Origin of the sequence: Synechococcus sp. TAK9802 (assembly GCF_014279535.1) — a bacterium.
Lineage (GTDB): Bacteria > Cyanobacteriota > Cyanobacteriia > PCC-6307 > Cyanobiaceae > Parasynechococcus.
The window spans coordinates 131,348-149,794 of record NZ_CP047937.1; the positions used below are offsets into that span (position 1 = coordinate 131,348).

15 protein-coding genes are annotated in these 18,447 nt (G+C 55.4%); 9 read left to right on the forward strand and 6 right to left on the reverse strand.

Going from position 1 to position 18,447, the window contains the following annotated elements; all coding sequences use genetic code 11:
• Window positions 1–20: 20 nt before the first annotated feature.
• The gene (locus SynTAK9802_RS00700; protein WP_186496758.1) at window positions 21–875 is read left to right on the forward strand and encodes a galactose mutarotase; all 855 of its coding nucleotides are present in this window, start codon (window positions 21–23) and stop codon (window positions 873–875) included.
• Here the strand turns inward: SynTAK9802_RS00700 and SynTAK9802_RS00705 are convergent.
• Window positions 860–2,011 carry an FAD-binding oxidoreductase gene (locus SynTAK9802_RS00705; RefSeq protein ID WP_186496761.1) on the reverse strand — a complete coding sequence of 384 codons (1,152 nt, stop codon included), beginning with the start codon at window positions 2,009–2,011 and terminating at the stop codon, window positions 860–862. The genes SynTAK9802_RS00700 and SynTAK9802_RS00705 overlap by 16 nt on opposite strands.
• A 14-nt stretch (window positions 2,012–2,025) precedes the next feature.
• On the opposite strand from SynTAK9802_RS00705, the gene SynTAK9802_RS00710 reads away from it, so the two are divergent.
• Entirely contained in the window at window positions 2,026–3,372 is a 1,347-nt protein-coding gene (locus SynTAK9802_RS00710; RefSeq protein ID WP_186496763.1) for a four-carbon acid sugar kinase family protein, read from the forward strand.
• Here the strand turns inward: SynTAK9802_RS00710 and SynTAK9802_RS00715 are convergent.
• Complete coding sequence (locus SynTAK9802_RS00715) at window positions 3,271–4,629, reverse strand: (Fe-S)-binding protein (RefSeq protein ID WP_186496765.1); 1,359 nt, start codon at window positions 4,627–4,629, stop codon at window positions 3,271–3,273. The two genes, SynTAK9802_RS00710 and SynTAK9802_RS00715, sit on opposite strands and share 102 nt — an antisense overlap.
• A 34-nt stretch (window positions 4,630–4,663) precedes the next feature.
• Window positions 4,664–6,088, reverse strand: coding sequence for an NADP-dependent isocitrate dehydrogenase (locus SynTAK9802_RS00720; RefSeq protein ID WP_186496766.1), 1,425 nt, complete (start codon window positions 6,086–6,088; stop codon window positions 4,664–4,666).
• An 82-nt stretch (window positions 6,089–6,170) separates the two neighbouring features.
• Between SynTAK9802_RS00720 and SynTAK9802_RS00725 the strand changes: the two genes are divergently transcribed.
• A complete protein-coding gene (locus SynTAK9802_RS00725; RefSeq protein ID WP_186496768.1) occupies window positions 6,171–7,121 on the forward strand; it encodes a glycosyltransferase family 2 protein in 951 nt (316 codons plus the stop codon).
• Here SynTAK9802_RS00725 and SynTAK9802_RS00730 read toward each other — a convergent pair.
• The gene (locus tag SynTAK9802_RS00730) at window positions 7,104–8,312 is read right to left on the reverse strand and encodes a ChbG/HpnK family deacetylase (RefSeq protein WP_255487889.1); all 1,209 of its coding nucleotides are present in this window, start codon (window positions 8,310–8,312) and stop codon (window positions 7,104–7,106) included. The genes SynTAK9802_RS00725 and SynTAK9802_RS00730 overlap by 18 nt on opposite strands.
• Window positions 8,309–9,064, reverse strand: coding sequence for a 5'-methylthioadenosine/adenosylhomocysteine nucleosidase (locus tag SynTAK9802_RS00735; protein WP_186496770.1), 756 nt, complete (start codon window positions 9,062–9,064; stop codon window positions 8,309–8,311). The genes SynTAK9802_RS00730 and SynTAK9802_RS00735 overlap by 4 nt, the downstream gene beginning before the upstream one ends.
• Window positions 9,065–9,177: 113 nt before the next feature.
• Here SynTAK9802_RS00735 and SynTAK9802_RS00740 point away from each other — a divergent pair, with 113 nt between their 5' ends.
• From SynTAK9802_RS00740 to SynTAK9802_RS00760, 5 genes are all read left to right on the forward strand, one after another.
• Window positions 9,178–9,585, forward strand: coding sequence for a hypothetical protein (locus SynTAK9802_RS00740; RefSeq protein WP_186496772.1), 408 nt, complete (start codon window positions 9,178–9,180; stop codon window positions 9,583–9,585).
• A gap of 72 nt (window positions 9,586–9,657) precedes the next feature.
• On the forward strand, window positions 9,658–10,371 hold the full coding sequence (locus SynTAK9802_RS00745; RefSeq protein ID WP_186497917.1) for a heme oxygenase (biliverdin-producing): 714 nt from the start codon (window positions 9,658–9,660) through the stop codon (window positions 10,369–10,371).
• The gene (locus SynTAK9802_RS00750) at window positions 10,368–11,435 is read left to right on the forward strand and encodes a glycosyltransferase (RefSeq protein ID WP_186496774.1); all 1,068 of its coding nucleotides are present in this window, start codon (window positions 10,368–10,370) and stop codon (window positions 11,433–11,435) included. The genes SynTAK9802_RS00745 and SynTAK9802_RS00750 overlap by 4 nt, the downstream gene beginning before the upstream one ends.
• A 336-nt stretch (window positions 11,436–11,771) precedes the next feature.
• On the forward strand, window positions 11,772–13,601 hold the full coding sequence (locus SynTAK9802_RS00755) for an ABC transporter ATP-binding protein (RefSeq protein WP_255487890.1): 1,830 nt from the start codon (window positions 11,772–11,774) through the stop codon (window positions 13,599–13,601).
• 116 nt (window positions 13,602–13,717) lie between these two features.
• A complete protein-coding gene (locus SynTAK9802_RS00760; protein WP_186496778.1) occupies window positions 13,718–14,905 on the forward strand; it encodes an O-antigen ligase in 1,188 nt (395 codons plus the stop codon).
• Here SynTAK9802_RS00760 and SynTAK9802_RS00765 read toward each other — a convergent pair.
• On the reverse strand, window positions 14,883–15,770 hold the full coding sequence (locus tag SynTAK9802_RS00765) for a glycosyltransferase family 2 protein (RefSeq protein WP_186496780.1): 888 nt from the start codon (window positions 15,768–15,770) through the stop codon (window positions 14,883–14,885). The genes SynTAK9802_RS00760 and SynTAK9802_RS00765 overlap by 23 nt on opposite strands.
• Before the next feature lie 250 nt (window positions 15,771–16,020).
• Here SynTAK9802_RS00765 and SynTAK9802_RS00770 point away from each other — a divergent pair, with 250 nt between their 5' ends.
• The gene (locus SynTAK9802_RS00770; RefSeq protein ID WP_186496782.1) at window positions 16,021–18,405 is read left to right on the forward strand and encodes a UvrD-helicase domain-containing protein; all 2,385 of its coding nucleotides are present in this window, start codon (window positions 16,021–16,023) and stop codon (window positions 18,403–18,405) included.
• The last annotated feature ends 42 nt before the right edge of the window (window positions 18,406–18,447 follow it).

An 18,447-nucleotide genomic window follows, 5' to 3' on the forward strand; every position in this document is an offset into this window, starting at 1 on the left:
GAGCCACCCCGCATCGGCGGATGCCCATGACCCTCACCCAGCAGTCGGCCCCCTATGCCCACTGGGAGTTCGTGCATCCCAGCAGCGCTGATCGGTTGCGCATCATTCCCGAGCGGGGTGGTCTGGTGAGTGGTTGGTGTTGCAGGGGGCGGGAGATCCTCTATTTCGACCAGGACCGTTACGCCGATCCGAGCAAAAGCATTCGCGGCGGCATTCCGGTGTTGTTCCCGATCTGCGGCAACCTGCCCGGAGATGTGCTGCCGGTGGATGGCGTTGACCATCCCCTCAAGCAGCACGGCTTCGCCCGGGATCTTCCCTGGCAGCTCCAGTTGCTTGAGGATCAGAGCGGTGTGTGCCTCAGCCTCTCCAGCAGCGACGAAACGCTGAAGGCCTATCCCTTCCCTTTCCGTTTGGAAATGGAGCTGCGTCCGGTGGCCTCTGCCTTGGAGATCTCCACCACGGTGCACAACTGCGGTGATGCCGCCATGCCGTTCAGTTTCGGTTTGCACCCCTACTTCAACGTGAGCGATCTGGCCCAGACCCGGCTCACGGGTCTGGCAGAGCGCTGCCTCAACCACCTGGAGATGGCGGAGGCCGCCACCATCGATCAGCTCAAGCGGTTGCCCGAAGGGGTGGATTTCCTCTGCCGGCCTGCGGGTCCTGTCAGCTTGATCGACGACGCCACCGGCGTGACGCTGGAACTGCAGCATCAGGCACCGATGGATCTCAGTGTGGTTTGGACTGAGCCCCCGCGGCCGATGGTTTGTCTGGAACCCTGGACAGGGCCCCGGCAGGCCCTGGTGAGCGGTGATCGAAAACTAGTGCTCCAGCCCGGTGCAAAGCAGACCCTGGCCTGTCGCTACAGCGTTTCCTGATTCACCCCTGGCAGACGGCCGCGGCTGAGCTGCAGCTTGGGGTCGAACTGGCGTTTCACCGCTTCGATCAGCGGTCGGGACGGACGGTCAAGCCAGACCGGCACGGTTGATCCGGCCGCGCGTTTCAACAGCGTCATTTCGCCGCCGAGGCGGATCACGCTGCGGCGCAGCGCCTCCAGCTGGTGATCCGCTGTCGCCGCGTCGCACCAGCCGTCACCGCAGCCGGCTCCTGCGGCCAGTTCCCAGGTCCATGGTTTGAGGGCCCTCATCGCCTCATCCCGCAACAACCGGTGCAACTGGGCCGGCGGTAGCACCAGCCGCACCAGCTGCCCAGAGGGGCTGGCATTGAAGGGTGTGGTGAGGGCATCGGAACAAGCCTGGCGTTCGGCGCTGAGTTGCTGGTTCAGCGCCAACCCCTCGAGCTGCTTCAGCTGATCGTTCACCGCCTGCTCCGACACGCTGCTCACCACCAGCCGCAGCCGCCAGGCACCATCGCCGCCGTTGATCCAGTCACAGCGTTCCGGCGTCAGGCTGGAGCGCAGCAGTTCGCTGCGAAAGGCCTCCTGGGCCTTCAGGTCGCCTTCCAAAAACAGGCCGCTCCGGGCGAGTCGCAGCGGTTGCAGCCGCAGGGTGAGTTGGGTGATCAGCGCCAGGCTGCCCCAGCTGCCGCAGAGCAGCCGCATCAGGTCGTAGCCCGCCACGTTCTTCACGACCCGTCCACCGGCATGGGCTTCGACGCCATCGGCCCGCAACAGGCCGATGCCAATGATCTGATCGCGTACCCCCAGATGGCGCTGCCGCAGTCCCCCCGCCAGTCCACGGGCCACCAGGCCGCCGATGCTTCCGGGAGCGCCGGCCCGGGGCCAGTCAATGGGCAGCCATTGCCCCTGCTCCGCCAGCAGATCCTGCAGGTCCTGCAATGGCATGCCGGCTTCCACCGTGATGGTCAGATCGTCCACGGCATGGTCGATCACCCGGTTGAGCTGCCGGCAGGAGAGCACCTCATGGCGGGGATCCAGCGGTGGACCCCAGTCCAGGCGTGTGCCCAGGCCACTGGGACTCCAGGGGGTGCCGCTCTGGTGCCACTGGTGCACCAGATCAATCAGAGCACTGCGGCTTGCGGGGGAATGGCTCACGGCACGATGGTGCCATGAAGGTTGTGGTCATTGACGACGATCCCACCGGCTCGCAGACGGTGCACAGCTGTCCGCTGCTGCTGCGCTGGGATGTCGACACCCTGCGCCAGGGGCTGCGTCATGCGTCGCCCCTGTTGTTTCTGTTGGCCGACACCCGGGCGCTGATGCCCACGGATGCTGCGGAACGCAACCGCGGCATTGCGGTTGCCTTGGATCAGGCGCTGCAGCGGGAGGGATTGGCGCGTGATCAGGTGTTGCTGGTGAGTCGTGGTGATTCGACCTTGCGTGGCCATGGGGTGCTGGAGCCTGAGGTGTTGCAGGCGGCCTTCGGACCCTTTGATGCCACGTTCCATGTTCCGGCATTTTTGGAAGGTGGCCGCACCACCGTGAACGGCGTGCATCTCCTCCACGGGGAACCGGTGCACACCACGCCGTTTGCTCAGGATCGGCTGTTCGGTTTCAGCAGCAGTGATCTGGCCTGCTGGTTGGAGGAGAAGAGTGATGGGTCCATTGCCGCGGCGTCGGTGCAGCGCGTCAGTGGCCGGGAGCTTGATGCCGCCTGCTCAGCAGGTCTGCCGCTGTTGATTGAGCGTCTGCGTGGGCTCCAGGGCAATGCCTCTGTGGTGGTGGATGCCGAACGCCAGGACCAGCTCACGGCTCTGGCCGCAGCGGTGCGCGCCCTGCAGGGGCAGAAACGCTTTCTGTTCCGTTCCGCCGCCAGCATGGTGAAGGCTCTGGCGGATCCAGGTCCGCCGCCGCTTGATCCCAAGGGCTTAGCGGGGTTGCGGCTGTTGGCTGACGATGGAACGCCTCTGCCGGGACTGGTGATGGTGGGCTCCCACGTGCTCTTGGCGGATCAGCAGCTGGAGCTGTTGCTGCAGGAATCGGGTTGCCAAGGGGTTGAACTGTCGGTGCCGCGCATCGCTCGGGTGCTGGAGGGGCCGACACCCGACCTGTTGCTGGCGGATCTGGAGCGGGTCTGGTTGCAGCAGCTGCGGGCGCTGCTGGATCAAGGCCTGACGCCGGTGCTGTTCACCAGCCGCGGTGAGCTGCGTTGTGCTTCCGAACAGGAGGGCCGGCGCTTGTCCTGCGCTCTGGCCGAGTTGATGGGGCGACTGGCATCAGCCCTGGCTCCTGATCTGGGCTATCTGCTCAGCAAAGGCGGCATCACCACCCAGACGCTGCTGGCCCGGGGTCTGGCCCTCGAGTCGGTGCAGCTGGAAGGGCAGCTGCTGCCGGGTCTCTCGCTGGTGCGTCCGTCAACGGGACCCTGCAGCGGTCTGCCGATTCTCACCTTCCCCGGCAATCTCGGCGTTGCCGGCACCCTGCGGGAGGCCTGGCAGCGGATGGAGGCCGGCTGAGGCGGCCAGTAGTTCCATCGGATGCTGCACCTGGGCCCGATCGCCCAGATGGCGCCGCAGCTGCAGGGTGCAACCGATGTTGGCGCTGGCCACCAGTTCGGCGCCTGTGCTGCTGAGGTCGTCGGCCTTGATTTGGCCCAGTTCGGCGGCTTCCTCTGGCTGCACTAGGTTGTAGATGCCGGCGCTGCCACAGCACACCCCCGCCTCGGTTGCTTCCCGCAGCTGAACGTCGGGGATGGCCCGCAGCAGTTGGCGGGGCTGGGCCTGGATGCCCTGGCCATGGATCATGTGGCAGGCGTCATGCATGGCCACGACGCCGGGAAGTGGTTGCAGTTGGGCGCGGAACGACTCCAAAAGGCCGCGGTCCGCCAGGAATTCCTGCACATCCAACACCGGAGCGCGGAAGGCCGCTTTCCCGTTCAGGAGCTCGCCGTATGCCTTCATCGTGTGGCCGCAGCCCGAAGCAGCCACCAGCACCGCATCCAGATCTCCCTTAACGGCATTCATGCTCCGAATCAGATCCGTCGCCAATTGGCGCGTGAGTTCCAGCTCCCCCTGGTGATGGCTCACCGCCCCGCAGCAGCCCTGGTCTGCTGGGATGACCACCTCAAATCCGTTGGCTTGCAGCACCTTCACCGTTGCGGTGCTGACGCTGGGATCGAAGCAGCGCTGCACGCAGCCCAGCAACAGCGCCACGCGGCCGCGGCGTTTGCCGGAGGCGGGATTGATCTGGGGTAGTCGGTCGCTGAAGCTCTCCGGCACCAGGGGCGGCAGCAGCTGCTCCATCGCTTCGATTTCCGGCCCGAACAGACGGGTGAGCCCGGAGCGGCGGGCCAGTTGTTGCAGCGGTGTGCCGGCATAGGCCCGCAAGGGTTGCAGCAGGGCCCGCAGGCGCTTGGGGTAGGGCAGCACCTGCAGCAGCAGCGTGCGGAAGCTGGTTTGCCAACTGCTGCGCTGGTTGGCCTGATTCAGCTTGGGCCGGGTGGCTTCGATCAGCTGGTCGTAGCGGACTCCCGAAGGACAGGCGGAAACACAGGCGTAACAGCCCAGGCAGGTATCGAAATGGCTGGCAACCGTGGCATCCAGCTCCAGGTCACCGGCTTCGATTGCCCGCAGCGCATGGATGCGGCCGCGGGGCGAGTCCATCTCACTGGCCAGCACGCGATAGCTGGCACAGGTGGGCAGGCAGAAGCCGCAGTGCACGCAGGGGTCTGCTGCGCCGGCGGGAAGCCCGGGGAGCTGGGTGGGATAGGCCATCGCCTGAGTCTGGCGTGAATGGCAGCTCTGGTGATCAAAAGCGCTGGATGATCGCTTCGGCGAAACCGCTGCAGCTCACCGGATCCACCTGGGGTTCCATCAGTCGGGCCAGGTCGTAGGTGACTTGCTTGTCGGCAATGGCGGCACTGAGGCCCTTGGTCACGAGATCAGCAGCCTCCTGCCAGCCGAGGAACTCCAGCATCATCACGCCGCTGAGGATCACCGAACCGGGGTTGATCCGGTCGAGGCCAGCGTGTTTCGGGGCGGTGCCGTGGGTGGCTTCGAAGATGGCGGCGTTCTCGCCGATGTTGGCGCCGGGGGCCATGCCCAAGCCACCGACCATCGCTGCTGCGGCGTCGGAGATGTAATCGCCGTTGAGGTTCAACGTGGCGAGGATCGAATACTCCTGGGGGCGGGTCTGGATCTGCTGGAAAATGCTGTCGGCGATGCGGTCATCCACCAGCACCATCTCCTTCCACTTGCCGCCACCATGGCTGCTGCCGATGGCGTCGATCACCGCCTGCACCTCGGCGTCGATGTCGGCTTTCTTCTCTGGAGTGAGGCTGTCGTAGCCAGGCTCGATCATGCGGGCGTTGGCCTGCACGCTCAGGTTGGGATCCTTCTCGAGGTTGCCGAGGATCCAGCTTTCCCGCTCGGTGATGCACACATCGCGGAATTCGGTGGTGGCCAGTTCATAGCCCCAGTCACGGAAGGCACCTTCCGTGAACTTCATGATGTTGCCCTTGTGCACCAGGGTCACGTGGCGCTTGTCGCCCTGAAGACGCAGGGCGTGTTGGATGGCCTTGCGGATGTGGCGCTGGCTGCCGGCTTTGCTCACCGGCTTGATGCCGATGCCTGAACCCTCTGGGATCTGGCGCTTGCTCAGTTTGCCGTTGGCAGGGATCACAACCTCGTTGAGGTGCTTGCGCAGCTCCTGGCCAACGGCGTCATCGGCTTCCCATTCCACCCCCATGTAGATGTCTTCGGTGTTCTCCCGGTAAACGATCACGTCCAGATCCTGGGGACGCTTATGGGGGCTTGGGGTGCCCTCGTAGTAGCGGCAGGGCCGCACGCAGGAATACAGATCAAAGATCTGGCGCAGGGCCACGTTCAGCGAACGGATGCCACCACCCACGGGTGTGGTGAGGGGGCCTTTGATGGCCACGCCGTAGGTGCGGATCGCCTCGAGGGTGTCTTCCGGCAGGTACTGGTAGGTGCCGTAGAGGTCGCAAGCTTCATCGCCGGCGTAAACCTTGAACCATTCGATGCTCTTGCTGCCGCCGTAGGCCTGGGCCACGGCCGCATCAAGCACCTTCTGTGTTGCAGGCCAGATGTCCACGCCGGTGCCATCGCCGCGGATGAAGGGAATGATCGGGTTGTCGGCCACCACGGGCTGACCGTTCTCGAAGCGGATCGGTGTGCCCTGGCTCGGGGCGGTGAGCTTCTCGAACTGGGCCATGGCGGTTGGTCGGGCGTCAGCAGGCCGAGCCTATGACTGAGCCGGGAGCCTTACGGTTTCAAACAGTGCAGACCGCGCATTGATGGCCAGCGAGCAGGTGTGGGTGGTGGCGGCCTGCTTCAACGAAGCCGAGGTGATCAGCGTCTTTTTAGAGCGGGTCATGGCCTTGCCGGAGGTGAACCATCTGCTGCTCATCGATTACGGTTCCTCCGATTCCACCGTTGCTGTGATCCGTGCCTGGCAGAAGAGTCATGCCGACCAGGCCGTCACCCTGTTGGAACTCACCCGCAACTTCGGCAAGGAGGCCGCGATGCTTGCGGGGTTGGACTACGCCAACGGCCGCTGTGCGGCCGCGGTGCTGATCGATTCCGATCTTCAGCATCCGCCGGAGCGGATTCCGGCGATGGTGCAAGCCTGGCGCAACGGCGCTGAGGTGGTCACCGCGGTGCGGGATGACCGCGATGCCGAAGGGCTGGTGAAGGTGGCCTCGGCCTCCTGGTTCTACCGGGTGTTCAATCGCCTGGTGGATTCGATTCAGCTGAAGGAGGGTGCCGGCGATTTCCGCCTGTTGAGTGCTCCAGTTGTGGAGGCGGTGACCCAGTTGCGTGAGGCCACCCGCTTCTCCAAGGGGCTGATGCCTTGGACCGGCTACCGCAGCGAGGAGATCGCTTACAGCCGGGTGGCCCGCGGTGGAGGCAGTACGTCCTGGAGCTCCCTCAAACTCTGGCGCTATGCCATGGATGGCATCTTCTCGTTCACGGTGAAGCCGCTGAAGGTTTGGGGTGTGATCGGCGTGCTGATTTCCTTCCTGAGTTTTGTCTATGCCGCACTGATCGTGCTGCGCACCCTGGCCTTTGGTGTCGATCTGCCGGGATACGCCTCACTGATCGTGGCGGTTCTGTTCCTAGGGGGGATTCAGCTGATCGGCATCGGCGTGCTGGGTGAATACATCGGTCGGATCTACATCGATGTGAAACGGCGGCCGCATTATTTCGTCCGAGCCGTGCATCAGGGCTCAGAGCTTCTGCGCTGAAGCCCACTCCTTTTGGCGGTTTGTGGAACTGAAAAAGGTCACAGACTGCTGAAAGGCCGCCTGATCCATTCCCAACGCAGCATTGGGGAGGGCTGGGTGGATGAGCAGAACAGGTTGTGAAGCACGATCAACGGCGATGGAGCTGTATGCCGTTTCCCAACTGCGGCGGAACGCTGTTCCGAACATCGATCCACTGAACAACACCCCGGCGAAGCGTCGGTTGGTTGCAAGTCCGGCCTGTCGCAGGCGCGGGATGGACAGCCCGCTCAGCAGCTGGAGAACCATCCACTTCATCAGACCACCTGTCTGCAGGCTGCGCCACCAAAGCCGGAGCGAAAGACCCTCCGGCAGCGATTCCCGCGTCGTGCGCACCCAGGTGATCGATTCGGAACGGGCCAGATCCAGCACCGCATCCAGCACAAGGGGCACGAGGTGAATGTGCTGGTGGCCATCGAGGCGGATGTGCTGCAGACCTGTGAGCTGGCGGTAGCGGCTGATCTGCTGCAGCAAAACAGTGCGCAATTGAGGGGCGATGCGTTGGCGCTGCCAGGGCAGGACCGAAGCCAGCAGCAAGCGTCCGAAACCGGTCGGAAGATCCGGGCTGTTCGGCAGGCCATGCCCCTCAGTGAGACAGACATGCAGGCTGAGCGGTGGTGGGTCTGCAAGGTCTCGCCACGCCTCCACGGCGGCGGTCGCACTGGGACCATTCACCAGAAGACTGGCCCCCTGAAGCCGACCGCTTTGGGCCAGATCGAGGATGGCTGCATCCACGCCCTCCGCCAGGCCGAGATCGTCGGCGTGAACCAGTGGGGGTTGGCCGTTCTGATGCTCATGGGCCTTGGCACTGAAGCGGGCCGCTCGGCTCCAGATCAGGGCATTCAGCAGCGTGGGTGTGAACACCAGCACCAGGGTCGGGGCCTGGAGCAGCGGTAGGAGGGCGCAGACACTGAGGTTGACCACGTACTGCAGCAGCAGCCAGCGACGGGCGAACTGGCGGCCCCCCGTCTCTTCCCGGAACGTCACCAGGGCATGGCCGAGATACCCCGCTATTGAGGCGGCCAGGAAGGCGATGGGGTTGGCCAGGCTCAGGCTCATCCACGGGCCCAGCAGCAGCAGCACGCTGATGTGAACAGCTGCCGCCGTGCCCCCCACCAGGCCATAGCGCAGCAGTCGGTTCAGCAGAAGCATCATGGGCACTGTGGTGGCGTGATGTTGCAGCGCTGCAGCAGGGCCTCAATCAGCCGCCAGGCCTGTTGTTCGTAGCGTTTGACGAAGTCTTCAAAGCTCTGGGCCGCCGCCTCATCGGCACCATCGGAAATCACTCGCAGCACCAGCCAGGGGACGCCCTCCTGCTCGGCCACCTGGGCGACGGCGGCGCCTTCCATCTCAACGGCACGCAGGTCGGGCAGGGCATCCCGCAGCGCTTGCAGCACCGCTGGATCGCCGATGAAACGATCTCCTGTGGCGATCAGACCGCTGCTGGGCCGAGCGAACCCGTCCAGATCGCCTGCGCTATGGGCCTCCAGCAGAGCGGTCTTGGCCCAGTTGAACCAAGCCGGCTGCGGTTGGAGCCGGGCCTGCTTCAGTGCTGGCAGCGTGAAGCGTGGGAACAGGGGTCGGGCATCCATGTCGTGCTGCACCACGGCATCGGCCAACACCACATCCCATTGGCGCAGGGCGGGATCCGCAGCCCCGGCAACGCCGGTGAACACCAGCAGATCGATGCTGGGATCACTTGCGAGTAGGCGTGTGGCGGCCCGTGCAGCGCTCACCTTGCCCCAGCCGCTCCAGGCCAGGCTCAGGTCCACCTTGTCGCTCCAGGCTCCTCGGTGGATCTTTAGGTCGCCGTGGTCGCTGCAGCTCAGATCCGTGAGGTGGCTGAGATCCGAGCCGATCTCTTCCGGCATGGCGCCCAGCAGGCCGATATGCAGCGGTTGCGTCATGGTTTCGTGAACCTCGCGCAACCGTAACGGCGACCTTTTGCTTCTCCCTCCACACTGTGCGGAATAAGGAGGTTGCAGTGAACGCGGGCGAATCGGTACACAGCGTGGCCCGGATGCGAGCGCTTGCATCCACGATCACGCTTGTGCGTCGTCAGTTTCCCGCTGCCCAGGCCGACCTCAGCCCCTGGCGGGACGACCCGCAGACCCGACAGTGGACTGAGACGGAATCGCTGGATCTCTCGTTTCACTTCCCTGGCTGGAGTCCCCGCCTCGAATGCCGCAGTTTGCTGATGCAATTGCGCATCAGCACGGACCGTGGTGACGATCAGCTGCGCTTGCTGGGGGTGTTGATGCGGGGCATGACCTACGACGGTGAACGCTGGCGTCTCGCCACGGTTGGTGATTGGTTGCCGGAAGGCCCCCACCTGCCTCAACAGCAGCAGGTGAAGCAGCTTCAGAAGATCTGTCGCGAGCTCTTCGAGCTCTTCGATAGAACTGCTGCGTCCGAACCCGCGGCGTAACCCTTCGCAACGCACAAAGCCGTCTTGCATGGAACTCCTTTTAAGTTCGAAGGCAGGCCATTTCTCGTCATCATGTCTGTCGCCCTTGCTGCCCAGCTCCGGGAAGGCACGAAAAAGTCGCACACCATGGCCGAAAACACCGGCTTCGTGAGCTGCTTTCTGAAGGGAGTCGTTGATAAGGCCAGCTATCGCAAGCTTGTTGCTGATCTCTATTTCGTTTACTCCGCGATGGAGGATGAGATCAGCCAACTGAATGACCATCCGGTGGTTGGACCTGTCGCCATGGCTCAGCTGAACCGTCGTGAGGCACTTGAGCAAGACCTTACCTACTACTTCGGTGAAAACTGGAAGGAAGAAATCAAACCCTCTCCTTCTGCTGCCGCATATGTCGAGCGCATTCACGCTGTTGCTCAGGAGTCTCCCGAGTTGTTGGTGGGTCATCACTACACCCGCTACCTTGGTGATCTCTCCGGTGGTCAGATCCTCAAGAACATTGCCCAGAAGGCGATGAATATGGACGGCGATGCAGGTCTGCGCTTTTACGTTTTTGATGAGATCGCCGATGAGAAGGCGTTTAAAACTACTTATCGCTCCGCGATGGATAGGTTGCCGATCGATCAGGTCATGGCTGATCGCATCGTTGAAGAGGCCAATCATGCCTTTCATCTGAATATGAACATGTTCAAGGAGCTTGAAGGCAACCTGGTAGCAGCCATCGGTAAAGTGTTGTTCGGTTTTCTCACCCGCCGTCAGCGTGCAGGCAGCACAGAAGCTGTTACTGCATGATCACATCGATTCAAGAATCCGAAACGTTGTTTTCAACGATTCGAGTCTTGGTGCCTGGGACTAGCAGCCGTTTTCGTTGTGGGGGCTTGAGTGTTGCGAAGCAGACAGTTCGTTTGTTGTCAGAACTTAGGCCTACAACTCTTGTCACCTATAGAGAGCGGACGGTAGAGCATCCATTCATAGACGATCTACTAAAAGAAGGTCTTGTAGATGACAAATGTCTTTGGATAGTCACTTGGGGCTTTGATGTTCCAAGATTACTTAAACGCCTCCGCGGAAGAAATGTTATATACCATGCTCATAGCTCGGGATATGGATTCAAGTTACCACCGAGTGTTCCTATTGTTGCAGTAAGTCGAAATACAATGGGATATTGGGGCCATCATGCTTCAAGAAATCCCTTATTTTTAATTCCCAATGCACTGGAATCACAATGGATAGAGAGGGGAGATTTGAAGGGTGATCTTGCAATTAGGCCCATTGATGTTCTCGTCCAAAAAAGGAAGAGTAGTAATTATGTTTTGTTCGAATTAGTACCAGCTTTGCGCGCTAAGGGTTTACGTGTCGAGATTCAGAGTGATTGGGTAGAAGATATTGTTCGTCTATTCAATGACTCAAAGGTATTTTTGTATGACTCTACCGAGCATTGGTCTGCAGCTGGAGTGACTGAGGGATTTGGTTTGCCTCCTGTGGAGGCAATGGCATGTGGATGCATAGTTTTTAGCAGCTTAAACCATGCACTTTCAGATATTCTTACGCCTGGTGAAATTGGGCACCAAATTGGTTGTGGATCTTTGTCTAATGACGTCAATAGAATAATTGCTGCTGTTTGTAATCCATCGGATTGGAAATCATCTTCTATAAAGTCTGACTTAGCGCTGCTTGAATTGTCTGAAGAGTCTCATGTCAAGCGTTGGAAAGATGTTTTAAATCAAATTGATCAACTCTTACCCATGTTTTATGAATCTGATTTCATAAAACAGCGTTCTCGTCTCCGTATTGTAGGTATAAAGCTGTTCAACAGGTTGCGATTTTATATAAATAAATTACTAGGAGCTTCTTGATCGTATTATACCTGCTTGCTGCATTCAACTTGAGTTGCTTGAGCACTCTGAGAAGTAATCACTGCACAATCTGTTCTCTGCAATATATCAATTTGCTTAAATGATTCAAAACATATTCTAATGATGCCTACAGAGCCCTATTTGCTTTAGGATGAGAAGAGGTATAGATTAGTTCCTTCCATCAATTGCAGAAACTTAGAGTTATTTGATAAAAACTTAATAGTGCTGCTGCGAGTCGGGATTGGTGGTCAATCGGTTGAGTGGCTGTCTGCAATTTTTTAGAATCTGAACTTAGCCAATTAAAATAGTATTACTTGTTCACTTAATGTGCAAAATGTGTTTGCTAGTAGGACGCTGATTGGGCTAAGACAGCTCATTAGTTATGTTGAACCTAATGTTTTGTCCAGGGTTTGGTTCATACTACCAGCCTCAATATTGTCTGGCTTTCTTGATTTTGCTGCCGTTGCGGCGATAGGCAGACTTACGGGTAGCCTTGTAGGTAGTGATTTAGAAAATCTTCTTCCTGGCATAAAAGTATTTGGCGCAAGTGTATATGAACAATCTTTGTGGCTTATAGCAATTTTTATATTAGTAAATTGGCTGCAATCAGCTGTTCGTTTATCACTACGTTTCATGCAAGAAAATCTTGCTGGAGAGATATGGCTTAATCTTTCAGGCCGTATTTTTAGGCAGATTCTTGAGCAGCCATATGAACGCCACCTCTCAGGGAGTATTACTTCTCTTGCTTCAGACCTATTGTCTAACTTGGAAGCACTTCTTCGAGATATACTTACACCTGCATTGAGAGCAATAAGCTGTATAATTACTATAGCTATGTTAGTAGCTGGAATTTTGTATGTAGGGGGTGGCGCGTCTTTCGTATTGATAATTTCAATGCTTGTGATGTACGTAGCCTTATCTTATTTTATAACACCAAGGCTTCGATTTGCATCTAACCAAAAAATTGCTAATAGGGAAAAATATACCAAGAGTTTTTTTGAATCGCTTGGGTCAGTTGCTGATTTAAAGTTGGGTTTAAACGAAGAGTATTTTATTAAGCGTTATATTGATTCTACGCAAATTTATAAGAAGTCCGTGGTAAATACCGTGGTATTGCCTGAAGTTCCAAGATTGTTCATTGAGCCCTTAGGTATCTCTGCAATTTTCTTGGTGGGTGTTTTGCCACAAATTCTTTCCGGGCAGCAAGAAAAGATTGTTGAAATTCTCCCATTCTTGTCAATTTTATCTGTAGGTGCTTTGAGGCTTGCAAAACCTCTGCAGGATCTCTTTGCTTCTATCTCTATACTTAGGGGTGGATTACCTGAAATTAAAAATATCTTGTCACTCCTAAATAATACGAATTTTTTGAATTCCTCTGATGTCAAAAGTAGTGTTTCATGCGCTGAGGGGATTTTTCCACAAAGATCAATTAGTCTTTCAGGTGTACACTATTCCTATCCCTTGACTGATAAGTCAGTCCTTCAAGGAATTACTTTAGATATTCCAGTAGGATCACGTGTTGCTTTTGTTGGGCCTTCGGGAAGTGGTAAGTCAACCGCAGCTAATATTTTGCTGTCATTATTGCATCCACAGAAAGGAAATCTTCTTCTAGATGGTATTCCACTGCTGGATAGTGAAATTTCTGCTTGGTACTCATGTTGCGCAAAAGTTCCGCAATCAATTCAGTTATTATCAGATTCGATTATTTCTAATGTAGCTTTTGGACAGGTACCAGAAGAAGTGGAGGAAGATAAAGTTTGGGATGCTCTAGCTGCTGCTCAATTAGATGAGATTGTTTCTGAACTTCCGTACGGAATTTATACGCCTATTGGTGATAATGGTATCAGTCTCTCTGGTGGTCAACGTCAAAGATTAGCTCTAGCTAGGGCTTTCTATAGACAAGCCAAGTTTTTAATTCTAGATGAAGCTACAAGTGCATTAGACAACCAAACAGAGTCGGAAGTGATGCAGTCTATTGAGATAATTGGAAGAAGGTGTACGACTCTAGTAATCGCCCACAGATTATCTACTATAAAAAAATGTGATCGCATATATGAATTCCTGGATGGAAAGATTATAGCAAGTGGCCAATTTGATCAACTTCGTTCAACATCAAGTAGTTTCCGCAATATGATTGAGTTGCAGTCATTTGATGTAGAATGTTAAGGTACCGATTTTTACGAGTCGTTTTGCCAGAAAATATATGGAAACAAGTAGTATCCGAGTTCAGGACTCATTTTCCTGGTATTTATCTCTCATCAATTCTATTTGGCCAGGTATTCTTGTCTTCATTTGCCAATCTTTTGAGTGTTGATAATCGATTAGTAATGCTCGTGCTTAGATTTTCAATAATGATATTTAGCTACGTGTATATTTATATTTTTTTACGGGATAAAAAAATGCAAAATTATTTTAATTTATGGGTTTTCTCTGTCGTTTTGTTTTGGTTTTTCTACCTAATAAGACTCTTTTTTGATGTCTATGTATCGGGCGTTGCCTTAGCTTTGCCGCTATGGGAATTATTGGCTTGGAGTTTAGGAAGCTCTTTGCCAATTGCGATTTGTTCTTATATTTTAGCGTCACAGCAAAGTCTTGACTCAGTACTTATTAGGCAAGTCAAGTACGGAGTTATTTTGCTTGGAGCTTCAATTATCTGTTTTGTTATAGATCCTGGTTTATCTCAAGGTCGTTTTTATTTAGAACACTTAAATGCCATTACATGTGCGAATGCAGGCTGTTCTTTGGTTCTGCTTTGCTTTGCTCGTATTATATTGTGTAAGGTAAACTCGACTGGGATCAATTCAGGCCGATTGATTACATGTCTAGGCATATTTATTGGTTCGTTTATTATTATTTATAGCGCAACTAGGGGAGTCCTGTTGGCCAGCTTGCTTATTATCTCTGCGTCAGTTTTATTGCTGCGTTCACGTCTTAACTTTACAGCCTTAGCGAAAACGAAATACTCTTTGCAGTTAGTGATCGGATTTTCTGTATTAGTCCTCTTGATAAGTACTTCTCCTCATTTGGTGGAGAAATTGTTTACATCACGATCTGCGGTTACTGTGCTAACACGCTTAGAATTTTGGAAAGTATCTTTTGAGCAGTTTGTGGCTAATCCTTTCCTGGGAATTGGCTTTCATTTACAAGAGATACTTGGCAAGCTTGAGATTGAGAAAGGTATTTATTATCCTCACAATTATTTGTTTGAGTCCCTGGCAATTGGCGGTATTTCAATGACTCTGCCGCTGCTTTATTGCATGTTTTCCCCTTTGGTCAGTTTTTATAAAGAGTTAAGAATTGATCCTTCTGTTCTTCCTTCCGGCCTTATGGCAGCTCAGGCTCTCGTATATTCAATGCATAATGGACACCTTGGCGATTTCCCTTTTTTCTGGATGGCAATAGGAATAATTGCAGGGTCTAGATATCGAATAAACCCTAGTAACGCTGTTAATCGCCAGTTCGAGAATTAAATATTTTGAATACTTGATTTATTATTCCAGACCTCCCTAGTATTGTTGCGATGCATAGTAAAAGGTTGTATGGCTTTGGATTTTTCAGATATCTCACTATGGGCTGAAATAAATTAATCAAATATATTCCTGCACCCAGCCGATGTGTTGATATCACTTCGAATCTTCCCATGCCGTATTTTAGGCTTCTGGCGGGAGATACTTGAAGTGAGTGATGGGCAATCGATAATTCTTTTAACTTAATTATCTTTATTCCTTGCTTGAGAAGTCGAATTAATAAATCTGTTTCTTCGTTGGATGCCCACGGAGTGTTTGCGCCTGGCCCGATATTCTCGTTGAAGATAAATGGAAGTGATTCAAGTTTTGATTTTCTGGCAAAGATATTCGAGGTTTCAGCCTTAGCTTTGAATAAGTCTAGTGATGAAGTCACCCATGAGTAATTTAGGCTTGGTTTGGATAAGCAACTACTGATCTCTGATGGTTCGATCTTTGCCGTCAAAATAGTTTCGAATTCCCGTTTTTGCTGGAATAATTTTGTGATATTTTCTATAAGTCTAGGTGGATATAGGCAATCGTCATCAGGAAAGGCTATTAATGCCGACACAGCTTGTTTGGCGCCGAAATTTCTCGATCTAGACGCTCCTTTGAAGTTTACTCTTTTATGTATTATCGGGAGCTTTTCGCTCCACTTTTTTATAATATAGTGCAATATATTTTCTTCGTTTTGATCTACTATGATAATTTCTGTTGGCTTTTTCGTCTGTCTATAAATTGAATCGAGAAAGTTGTCCACTTCATTTGTTCTTCCGTATGTGCAAAGCACTAATGATAAATCGACTTTAATTGTCGGATTTTCTTGGGTCATGTTCCTGTTGCTTTCCCTAATAGTTTAATCCATGAATGGCCAGTCAGGCATGGCGCTGACGGACGAGTTTGATTTTTTTAGTATGTAGCAATGTATCTGTTTTCTGCTGTTTTTTGATTTTTGGCAAAGGAAAATGGCCTAGTAATTATCGCGTATTTTTAGTTAAATATGTTGATTGTTGGCAATGAGTTGCAGTTTTGGAGTGATGCTTTGGTCATGTTCTTGCGCTTACTTCCTCTAAAATGCGTTCATGAGTTTTCTCGCAGGTCTTAACGATGCCCAGCGCAGGGCGGTGGATCACCACGAAGGTCCTCTGCTGGTGGTTGCTGGGGCCGGTAGCGGTAAGACCCGGGCCCTGACCCATCGCATCGCTCACCTGATTGGGGAGCACGGTGCAGACCCGGGGCAGATTCTGGCGGTGACCTTCACCAACAAGGCCGCTCGGGAGATGAAGGAACGGCTCGAGCTGCTCTTGGCTCAGAAGCTGGCACAGAGTCAATACGGCCAGCCTTGGAGCACCCTGCCGCCGGTGGAGCAGCGTCAGTTGCGTTCGCGCATTTACCGCGAAGTCACCAAAGAACTCTGGATCGGCACCTTCCACGCGTTGTTTGCGCGGATGCTCCGCTACGACATCGACAAATACCAGGATTTCGAAGGACTCACTTGGACCAAGCAGTTTTCGATCTACGACGAAGCGGATGCCCAGAGTCTGGTTAAAGAGATCGTCACCCAGGAACTGCAGCTGGATCCCAAGCGCTTTGACCCCAAGAAGACCCGTTGGGCGATCAGCAACGCTAAAAACCAAGGCTGGCTTCCCGATCAGCTTGAGGCCAATGCTGAAGGGCAGCGGGGCAAGCTCACTGCCGATGTCTACCGGCGTTACCGCAAAGCTCTAGCGGCCAACAACGCCCTCGATTTCGACGACCTCCTGTTGTTGCCGGTGCAGTTGCTGCAGCAGAATGAGCAAGTGCGCAGCTACTGGTACCGCCGCTTTCGGCATGTGCTGGTGGATGAGTATCAGGACACCAACCGCACCCAGTACGAGCTGATCAAGCTGCTCGTGACTGATGGCAAGCACCCTCAGGATGTCGACGACTGGTCCGGCCGTTCGGTGTTTGTGGTGGGTGACGCCGACCAGAGCATCTATAGCTTCCGGGCTGCGGATTTCACGATCCTGATGGGCTTTCAAGACGACTTCGGAGACCAGGCGCCGGATGACATCACCCGGACGATGGTGAAGCTGGAGGAGAATTACCGCTCCACCGCCACGATCCTTGAAGCGGCCAACGAGCTGATTTCCAACAACAGCGAACGGATCGACAAGGTGTTGCGACCCACACGTGGTGAGGGGGAATTGATTTCTCTCACCCGATGCGATGACGAAATCGCTGAAGCGGAAGCCGTGGTGCACCGTTTGCGCACGATGGAAGCTTCCAATCCTGAGCTCAGTTGGGGTGACATGGCTGTGCTTTACCGCACCAATGCCCAGTCCCGTGCGATCGAAGAATCGCTGGTGCGCTGGGGCATCCCCTACATCGTTGTGGGAGGTCTGCGCTTCTACGACCGGCGTGAGATCAAAGATCTTTTGGCCTATCTGCGGCTGCTGATCAATCCGGCGGACACCGTCAGCCTGCTGCGAGTGATCAATGTGCCTAAGCGCGGCATCGGCAAGACCACGATCCAGCGGCTTACCGATGCGGCCAATCAACTAGGCATTCCGCTGTGGGATGTGGTGAGTGACTCCGAAGCGGTGCGTTCTCTGGGAGGTCGTTCCGCCAAGGGACTACTGCAGTTCTGCGATCTGGTTAATGATCTCCAGTCGCGCAGTCGTGAGGTGGCTCCCTCGGAACTGATTCAGCAGGTGATGGAGAAAAGCGGTTATGTCAGCGAGTTGATCGCTGATGGCACGGATGAGGCCGAGGAACGGCGTCGCAACCTGCAGGAATTGGTGAACGCCGCCCTTCAGTACCAGGAGGAGAACGACGAGGGAGATCTCGAAGGCTTTTTAGCCTCAGCGGCACTTGCCAGTGATGCCGATAGCAAAGACACCGAAGCGGACCGGGTCACCTTGATGACCCTGCACAGCAGCAAAGGTTTGGAGTTCCCGGTGGTGTGTTTGGTGGGCATGGAGCAGGGCTTGTTCCCCAGCTACCGCTCCCTTGATGATCCGGCGTCTCTGGAGGAAGAACGTCGCCTCTGTTACGTGGGTATCACCCGTGCGAAGGAGCGTTTGTTTCTCTCCCACGCCAGCGAACGTCGGCTTTGGGGCGGGATGCGCGAGGCGGCTGTTCCGTCGGTGTTTCTTTCGGAGCTGCCGGAGGCCCTGGTGCAGGGGGACATTCCCCAGAGTGGTGGAGCAGCGCTTCGGCGCGAGCGGCGCCTGGAACGGCTCACCCGTGTGGATCGGGACAAACCGTCGTTAGCCCCCGCGAATGCGGTGCGGCGACGTCAGGCAGGGCCAGCTCCTGGTCGGAGCTGGCAGGTGGGTGACCAGGTGATGCACGCCAGCTTCGGTGTCGGGGAGATCACCCATACCTTCGGTAGTGGCGAGAAGGTGTCTATCGCGGTCAAGTTCGCAGGGATGGGTCCCAAGATCCTGGATCCGCGTCTCGCCCCAATCGAGCCTGTTGGTTGATGCGATTGATCGCAAGGGGTCAATCCCATGCAGATGCGTGAT